Genomic DNA, 9,016 nt, shown 5'->3' on the forward strand with positions numbered 1-9,016 from the left:
TCCTTTTCCGTCAAATTTGATTGACCGGAGCATCACTCAAGCACATCTCCAAATCCTTCAATCAGCCTGCCCGGATCCCGTCCGGGGCGTTTCCTGGCCGTTTCCGACCGGAACGAGGCCAATTATAGAAATCCCCACGGATTCGTCAAGGGGTTCCTGCGCAGATTTCTACGAATTTCCGCGTTTTTTTTCTTACAACGCCTGTTTGCCGTCTAAACGCCGTCAAAAAACCGCATATTTCCACATTGTCCACAATCAATCCACGCATTTCTTCCTTTTTCGCCGCCATTTTTTTTCGATTCCCCCGAAAATGCAGTCCCGGATGCCTCTCGAAACCGCTCCGGGACGTCCGAAGGCGCCCCTCGGAGGCCCCCCCCCCTCCTTTGATGCGCTTTCTGGCCCCCATCTCTACCGCCATCTCAACCGCGATGCCGTCCTCGACGCCATTCCCGCAGACGGGGACGTCCTCTGCCTCGAGCCGCCTCCCGTCCCCTGTCCCATAGGGCCTTGTCCTAAAATCTTTCGCGCCGGGCTTCCCGGGGGGTTGGAGCCTTTCCCGTCATTTTGCAACAAATTCACTTCCCGTTCGTTTGTACTCACACGGACGGTCAGGCAGAAAGGGCCGCGTCTTGCCGGGCTGGGACCACGCAGAGCCTGCGACGTATCGCGCGCCTGTTTCAAGCCGCCTTCTCCGTAAAAACTTCCCCCCCTGAATTTTGGGGGCAAACACGATATGACACCTGCAATTCCACCTTGTGCGGGCCAAGGCATGATCCAAGGGATTTCTTGTTTAGCGAAGAAGGAACGAAAGAAAGCTAAACGGGACCGCCGGCCTAGCCGGCGGTTTTGAATACATACAAAAAATGCACCGCCGAAGCGATGCATTTTAAATTTTCAAATCTCCGTGGAGATTACTTTGCTGTCGTGCGACGAACGCCCCATGTCTGGGTCACGTTGTGCTTGCCCTTCTTGCCTTGAGAGGGAACAACCGCATACGTGCTGAGCTTCGCGATATAAGCGCCCGTGCCTGCAATACGGCCCTTCGAAGTGACCATATCCCATGCGAGATAGACATAGCCACGGTTTTCACGGCAATCACCGCCAAAGAACTCATCGGAGCAAGCGATCGATCCGCTCTTATGAGCCACAAAAGTTCCAAGGTTGGTGAAGATATCCAGTTCATACTTGAGCTTCACATCTTCAATCTTGATCTTGCCTGCGGCAATCAAGGCATCAAGCTTCGGATCCGTCAAGATGTTACCCATATCCGTCTTGATGATGTAACCAAGCGTGTTCGGATATTTATCAAGCAAGACTCCCACAGAGTCATAGATGCCGAGGAAGTGCGGAACAATTATATCCGCCTTGACATCCACTGTGTTATCGACAGTACCCATCTTGATACTTGCGATGGTCGAAGCAGCGTCTCCTTCGAGGAGCATCCACGGAGACGGCACTGTTGCGTTGTAATCGGTCGGGCTGTTGCCCGCAGCATCCATCAAAAGGCCCGGAACAGCGCGGACGTAGTCACCAGACTGCGGAATCGTTCCGCTCGCCGAGTTGTAGAACATCGTCACGTTGGAATCCACCACCGTAGCGTTTGTTGCAGTCACAACCTGATACTTGGCCGAACCCACAAGATCCGTTGCAGAGCGAAGGAAATAACCGAAGAGCGACTTCACTTCACCCGCATTTTCTTCCGAGACCATCACCGGTTCCGAAAGGGAGATCTTCACCTGGAAGAGACCTTCTGACATTTCGGAAATGTTCGCACGCGTAATCACCGGAGCAACCTTATCCGTGAACGGAGCATCGAACGAACCCGATGTCTCAATTCCATTCTTCTTATAGGTCGCATAGGAAGAAAGCAAACTTCCGGAATTTGCGGTCTGCACATCCTTTGAAAGTTCAAGGCCGGAGAACGTCAACACAGAATCATAGAGAGAATCTGCGATCAAGACCTTTGCAGCCTTGAGGATTTCATCACGCGTAATCGTCAAAGCTTCTTCCTTCACCTTCGACCAGTTCACCACGATGGAATCCGGCAAGGAGTCCACATGGAACGGGCGGTGATAAAGGATCGTCAGCGAGTCCGCAATCCCATCGAGATATTCCGCATTGGTGAAAGCAGGATCAAGACCGGCGTAGGTCACAGCACTACCCTTGGTATCATACACAAGGACCGTATTTGGAATGGGTACCGGAGGCTCTGTAAACACAAGACCGTTCCAGGTAGCCGTAATCAAAGCACTTTCCATCGTCGCCACCGTAAAGTGAGCGCTGTCTACTACACTGTTCCCCATATCCGGATAGAGCATCGAAGAACGGAAGTTAACGATGCCCTTCCCTTCCACAACACCGAGCGTAGAAGAACCGGTCAAGCCTTCGGAAGAAGCCGTCGTCACCAGTTCCAAGCCATAGTTACAGCTTGTGCAAATTGCGCCCGTCGTCGGGTCAAACATCATCACATAAGCCGTATAATAAGCTCCACGGTAGAGCACGGAGTCTGGACTGATATCCCAGTTGCCGTAACCATTCAACTGCGTTGTGTAAGAAGAATCCACAAAGGCAATCGCCGGTAGTTTGAACGTGAGTTCAAGAACCGTCTTACGAACAGAAATCGTACCGGTCATCGAGGCTGAAGTCATTGCAGAAAGTGGGATTGTAGCCCAGAGAGTATCGATACCCTTCGAACCGACAGTCTGCTTGTCCGTTGCAGTAAGCGGGGTCGTGCCGTTGCTATCGGCATAAACAAGAAGACCTTCCGACGCGGTAATCGTGTAGCTTTCATCCACAGCGCTCCCCAAGTCCACATCCAAGTTACCGTCTTCCAAAGCTTCGCCGATTGCACCGACATAAACCGGGATGCGAACGTCAGCCATCGCAGAAGTCTGTACCTTGTAAACATGACCCGTCGAGTCCTTACCGTTAGCATTCAAGACATCCAAATTACCGGCTACACGGAGGGTTGCCACGACCGTCTTCTTGGAACCGATAAAGACCATGAACTTATACGTACCAGACGGAAGTCCCGAAATCTTATCGTTGCCTAACACGACCGGCTGATACCAATTCGAAAGATCGATTGCTCCAAAGAAAGAAGTCTGGCCTTTTGCATGAGCCGTGTTGAAATAGGTTTCGTCATAGACTTCCCCCGTTGCTGCCGTATAAACGGAGCTGCCCTTGTAAAGAGCATAGCTGACCGCAAGACCGCCCGGGATGTTTGCCATTTCTTCGTTGCAGTAAACCTTGGTTTCTGTACCGATCGCCCCCGAAAGAGCTGCGGCGCAGTCGCCCGAGCCCGTTTCTTCGTAGCAGATGTTGTAACGAGAGCCGTCGCCCGAATAAGTGGAATCCTTCGAACGGGTAACACCCGAGTTCTGCTGGATGTACATGTTCGTGTTGATACGCACGTTACTCATCGTCGTACGACGGTCGCAGAAGAAGATGTCCAAATCATAAGTGGAGCCTTCCACGAAAGGATTGCCATTCTTATCCGTCAAGTTGTCGAGAACGGCATAAGCCGGAGCCGCGAGGTGCGTTCCGCCAAGGTCCACAGCAAGCTTGCCACCGATAAAGACCCAAATATCATCGTCACCGCGGAAGTTAAAGCGGAGACCCGGCTTGTAAACGAATTGAGCATGGCTTTCAAAACAGAACTGCTGGTTGCGCGTACTCGTCCAACGATACGTTCCCCCTGCAAGCGGAGTATCCGTTCCGTCCTTAAAGCTCGGCCAACCTGCCGGCCTGCTATCCTGGCAAGACCATCCCCACATACATGCATCCGTAGCCCCCAGCCAAGAGTTTACGGCAGCAATGTCGTCATCGCCGTTAGCAAAACGACCGGAGCAATCATCCATTCCTCCGAGCCAACCTGCACCATTGCAAAGCAAATCAAATTTTTGCGCATTTTCCGCAGGATCCACTTCACGGAGCAAAGGACCCACAAAGACCGGGCCTTCTGCACCGCGCTTGGTTCTTGCAGCCAAAACCGGTGTAGAACCATAATCCGTCAAAACATCCGCGTCCGTCGTTGTTTCGGATGGATAAAAACCTCCCTGAGCCGTCAAACCCTTGCTCGTATAGTAATCGGAATTAAACTCCCACTTACCGTAAGCATCGCGATTGAACGGAAGGTCAAAGCAAGTCATTTCGTTCACACCCGTAGTCGGATGGAAAAGCTGATTGAAAAATGCTTCGCTAATAAAGCACGTTTCACCCATGCCGCCCATAGCCGTCGTCTTCAAAAGTGGCTTCTTGTTCGCATCCAAAGTGTCCTGGACAATACCGTGCGTCACACCGATACAGGCATTTACCGCAGCCTGGGCCTGAGCAGAAGACACTCCCTGCGCACCATACTGGCAGCCTTCACCACCAGCCGAGTAGCAAGAGAAAGCCGGGTGCAATTTGGCATCCGTATCGTAAATGATAGCAGCCAAATGATATTCGCAGTTACCATCCACGGCCGGATCCACAATCGTAAAGCCCTTTTCGGCTTCCGTCATGCCATCCGGCCACATGCTTGCGTCCGAAACAAAGAAAACCGTATTCGTATTCAACTGGGTAAAGATTTGTTGCATCGGGATGGCTGTCGGAGCAAGACCCGCGCCATCATAGCCGTCATAGCCTAAAATTTCTTCACGTTCGGTATCCGAATCACGATAGATCGTCACTTCCGCAGGCGGTTCCTGATTAAACCAAACATAATAGAACCAGCCGCAACGAGTTGCATCCGTCTTCAAGGCAACGCCAGTCTTGCCTCCATCGGTACTGAGCATCGGAACAGAACTGTTCCAAAGCTGGTCATCCGGCGGAAGGAAGTAGAAGTACTTAGCGTCAGGAGGATCTGTTGAAATGGCGGTTTTGCCTTCCGTTGTCGGATCTTCATAAATGTAAAGCGTCGTACCCGTGCCAAAGGCGTCACAGGCGAACTTATCACCTTGATTCCAGCCTGTCTGATTATACTGCGTCGAGGTGATGCCGTAGTCGTTCCAGCCTCCTTCCGATGCAACAAAGAAGAATTCCTTTGCATATTGAGAACCGTAATCCAAAGTGTTGATTACGTACCAGCCATCCGAAAGGCTTGTCGAAGGCAACAGATTAAATTGCCCATCCACCACCATGTACATCGAATTCCAACCACCTGGGTTTGCGACGTAGACAGTACCAGAGCAACTAAGCGCCCAAGAAGAGCCCATTCCGAACAGGAGGGCAAAGCCGAATACAAGCTTTGCTAACCAGCTAGTCACGTTCTTTGTTTTTTTCATAACATCTCCAAAACCAATCGCAGCATCCCAACCACGAGATTTGCATATGACGACCCAAGAACGGCTTAGCTAAAAGTCGTTCTCATTCGCTTGAAAAACTATCCTTTTTTAAGAAAAAAGGGTAGTTTTTTCTTAATTTGCGATAGATTTACCGTTTACGCGTGATACCGAACGCATTTTTTTAGACAAAAAAGCTAATTTTGTCGTTGAAATGTCCACATTAGGCGAATTACATCTGGAAAACACAATCCAATCGGACGGACTTACCCGCCCTATGCCGACAGCAAAGGCTCGGCCTTATCTGATTGTGCTGTATCCGCAGACCTCTTTCCGCCAGATTCCCCTGACCCAAGGTAAAACGATTTTGGGCCGCGGAAGCGATGCGGACATTCGCCTGGAAGACGAAATGATTTCCCGCAAGCACAGCGAAATCGCTTGGGACGGAAACAAGGTTACCCTGCGCGATCTGGATTCGACGAATGGCACCTTTGTGGACGGAGTCGCCCTAACAACGCATCCAAAGGCCATCGATGCGGAAAACCGCCTGCAAATTGGCAAAATGGTCCTTAAAATCGACTTTAAGGAACCGACGGACGAAGCTTTTGACCGCGAATTCTTTGAAGCGGCCACAACGGATCCTTTGACCAAGGCTCCCAACCGTCGAACCTTTATGGACCGCTCCCTGGGTGAACTCGCTTCAGCACGTCGCAAGAACCAATACGTTCACGTGCTTTTGTGCGAAGTGGATCATTTTAAAAAGCTGAGCGATGACTGGGGAAAAACCGCCTGCGACATGATTTTGAAGGGGCTTGCCCAGATCCTGACCCGCAATAAGCGCGAAAGCGATCTCTTTGCCCGTTACGCAGGCGAAGAGTTCGTTCTGTTGCTCCCGGAAATGACCAAAGCCGACGCTCAAAAAAGCGCTGAACGCCTGCGTGCAGCCGTGGAAGCCTACAAGTTCAGCTTTAACGATAAACCGATTCCGGTAACGGTTTCGCTCGGCATCGCCAGTTTCAAGGGCAAGGAAATTCCCACCCTCGATACGATGCTCTCGACAGCAAGCCAGAGCCTTTACTATGCCAAGGAACACGGTCCAGGCCAGATCGTGCACTCGGACATGCTCGAAAAAGCGTGAAATACGCCTACATCGAAATCACGGAAAAATGCAACCTAAGTTGTCCGTTCTGCCCTAGCGCAGAATTGAACGGGCACCGCGGCGAAATGCCTCTTTCCCGTTTCGAAACAATCCTCGAAAGCTTACGGGGCAAAGTCCAAGAAATTTTTTTGCATGTATTGGGAGAGCCTTTGCTGCACCCTCAATTCGCAGGTATCCTGAAAGCAGTGGACGCGAGCGATTTCAAATTGAACCTGACGACAAATGGAGTTCTGATTGCAAAGCACGCAGATTCTCTTCTGGCGTCTTCTTCGCTGCGGCAAATCAATTTTTCGACTCACGCTTACGCCTATTTGCCAAGGAAAAAAGCCCTGAGCGTTTTGAACGATTCTTTCGACTTTGCCGAACGTTTGGATGCGGAACGTCCTGAAGTCTATTTGAACTTTAGGCTATGGAACGACCATGCGGACTCCACCTCGGATGCTTGGAACGCAACCGTTTTTCAGCTGTTTGCCGAGCGTTTTCAGACGGATCTTTCCCAAACCGTTTTTTCTGTACGGCACAAGAGCTTTCCGATTACGGGACGCCTTTATTTGCACAGGGATTCGCGCTTTACATGGCCAAACGGTTCGGGCGAAGAAAAAGAAAAGGGAACGTGTCACGGCATCATTGACCAATGCGGCGTTCTCTTTGACGGGACGGTTGTCCCCTGCTGTCTCGATTACAAAGGAAATATTCCGTTAGGAAAACTTCCGGGCGAGACATGGGATTCTATTTTTACGAGCGAAAAAGCAGAGCGCATTCGAAAGGGCTTTGAGCAACACAAGCTGGTAGATTCCTTCTGCAAGCGCTGCCCCTTTGCCCGAAGATTTCGATGACAAGAAGGTTTCGATGATCGGAATTTCAAAAGAAGTGGAAAGCAATCAGACCGGCATTCACAAAGACTTGGAAGGGCTTGTTTTGCGCTATCTCGATTCGGAATTTCGCCGTCCGATCGCAGACCATACGCGGATTGCATTTGAAGCGGCAGAAGCCTTTGTCCATACATTTCAGGCGCCGATTGTTTTGGATTCCGGCTGCGGAACAGGCCTTTCCACGTTGAACCTCGCCAAGCGTTTTCCGGAGAATCCTGTGATTGGCGTGGACAAGTCCGAAGTGCGACTTTCCAAAGCTGACGCCCGTGCTGCAAACGGCGAGCCTTTGCCGAACAATATCTTTTACGTGCGCGCGGAACTGCTGGACTTTTGGAAGCTCGCCGCCGATGCCAAATGGAATATCTGCTTTCACGCTCTTTTTTACCCAAACCCTTGGCCAAAGCAATCCGGACTGCGGTACCGCTTTCACGGAAGCCCGATATTCCCGACGCTAATCAGGCTTTCTCCGGAACTTGAAATGCGGACGAACTGGAAAATCTATGCCGATGAATTCCGCTTCGCGTTAGAACTTGCGAGCAAACACTTGAACTGGGAGGCAAAAATTTCGGAAGAGACATTTGTTCCTTCTGAACCCATTTCCGCCTTCGAAAAAAAATTCAAGGAAAGCGGACATGAGCTTTACAAGGTAAGATTGCTTCGGGGTAACACCCCTCGCAAGGACTGAGGAACGTGTCATCGCGAGCGTAGCGTGGCGATCTAAATTCAATTTGAAAACAACTTTTTAAAACAAAAATCCCCCGCAGCGCTGCGAGGGATTTTTGAATTCCTTCAACAAGGATTCTTTCTTGCGAAAGATTAAGCCTTGTTCAAACGATCCTGGATCATGTCGATGATTTCGGAGAGTTCCTTCGGAAGGTGCTTGCCGAACTTCGGATAGTGATTTTCCTTCACGTCAGCGAGTTCCTTCTTCCAGCCTTCCACATCCACCTTGAGGATTTCCGGAAGGGTTTCCTTGTAGTAGTCAGCGAGACCATCGGTGTTGAGGGTCTTCGGCATGTAACCGATAGCGGTTTCAACAACGTTGGAATTGTCGCCGTTGCAACGGTCAAAGATCCAAGCGAGCACGCGGCTGTTGTCGCCGTAACCCGGCCACATGAAGCCACCCGGGAGCTTCTCGTTGTTGGCATCCTTGCGGAACCAGTTCACGTAGAAGATCTTCGGAAGCTTGTCTTCGGTAGACTTCTTGCCGATTTCGATCCAGTGCTTGAAGTAGTCACCCATGTTGTAGCCGCAGAACGGGAGGATGGCGAACGGGTCGCGACGGATCTTACCGACTTCAGCAGCGTTGATGGTGGAAGCAGCGGTGATTTCAGAACCCACGATGGAGCCGAGGAACACGCCGTGGTTCCAGCTGAGGGACTGGTGGACCAGAGGAATGGTGGACGGACGACGGCCACCGAAGAGGATTGCAGAGATAGGCACGCCGGCAGGATCTTCCCATTCCTTAGCAATGCAGGGGCACTGGTTGGCAGGAGCGGTGAAGCGAGCGTTCGGGTGAGCCATTTCTTCGCCCTTCGGAGCCTTATCCTTCGGAAGAGCGTCACGGGTATTGCCCTTCCAGTCAACGAGCTTGCCCTTGGCCGGATAGCCGATGCCTTCCCACCAGACGTCACCATCTTCAGTGAGTGCGCAGTTCGTGTAAATGGTGTTCTTTTCAGCAGAAACAAGAGCGTTCTTGTTGGATTCTGCAGAGGTGCCCG

The 9,016-nt window shown here is 51.2% G+C and carries 5 protein-coding genes; 3 read left to right on the plus strand and 2 right to left on the minus strand.

Features of this window, described 5'->3' with window-relative positions; translation table 11 throughout:
• Positions 1-911: 911 nt before the first annotated feature.
• The gene (locus tag MR847_RS05080; RefSeq protein WP_287723117.1) at positions 912-5,267 is read right to left on the minus strand and encodes a fibro-slime domain-containing protein; all 4,356 of its coding nucleotides are present in this window, start codon (positions 5,265-5,267) and stop codon (positions 912-914) included.
• A gap of 211 nt (positions 5,268-5,478) precedes the next feature.
• Here MR847_RS05080 and MR847_RS05085 point away from each other — a divergent pair, with 211 nt between their 5' ends.
• The 3 genes from MR847_RS05085 to trmB are packed head-to-tail and all read left to right on the plus strand — an operon-like array spanning position 5,479 to position 7,980.
• Positions 5,479-6,402 (plus strand): GGDEF domain-containing protein, encoded by a 924-nt coding sequence (locus MR847_RS05085; RefSeq protein ID WP_287723118.1) that lies wholly within the window; start codon positions 5,479-5,481, stop codon positions 6,400-6,402.
• Entirely contained in the window at positions 6,399-7,259 is an 861-nt protein-coding gene (locus tag MR847_RS05090; RefSeq protein ID WP_287723119.1) for a radical SAM/SPASM domain-containing protein, read from the plus strand. The genes MR847_RS05085 and MR847_RS05090 overlap by 4 nt, the downstream gene beginning before the upstream one ends.
• Positions 7,240-7,980: a tRNA (guanine(46)-N(7))-methyltransferase TrmB gene (trmB, locus tag MR847_RS05095; protein WP_287723120.1), complete on the plus strand. Its 741-nt coding sequence runs from the start codon at positions 7,240-7,242 to the stop codon at positions 7,978-7,980. The genes MR847_RS05090 and trmB overlap by 20 nt, the downstream gene beginning before the upstream one ends.
• 131 nt (positions 7,981-8,111) lie before the next feature.
• Here the strand turns inward: trmB and MR847_RS05100 are convergent.
• Positions 8,112-9,016: phosphoenolpyruvate carboxykinase (GTP) (locus MR847_RS05100; protein WP_287723121.1), on the minus strand; the 905-nt coding region annotated here is incomplete at its 5' end.

It is taken from the genome of Hallerella sp. (assembly GCF_022776125.1).
Taxonomy (GTDB): Bacteria; Fibrobacterota; Fibrobacteria; order Fibrobacterales; family Fibrobacteraceae; genus Hallerella; species Hallerella succinigenes.

Coding starts and splice junctions, on each gene's coding strand:
- MR847_RS05080 (WP_287723117.1), bottom strand. CDS start 5,267: ATGAAAAAAACAAAGAACGTGACTAGCTGGTTAGCAAAGCTTGTATTC.
- MR847_RS05085 (WP_287723118.1), top strand. CDS start 5,479: ATGTCCACATTAGGCGAATTACATCTGGAAAACACAATCCAATCGGAC.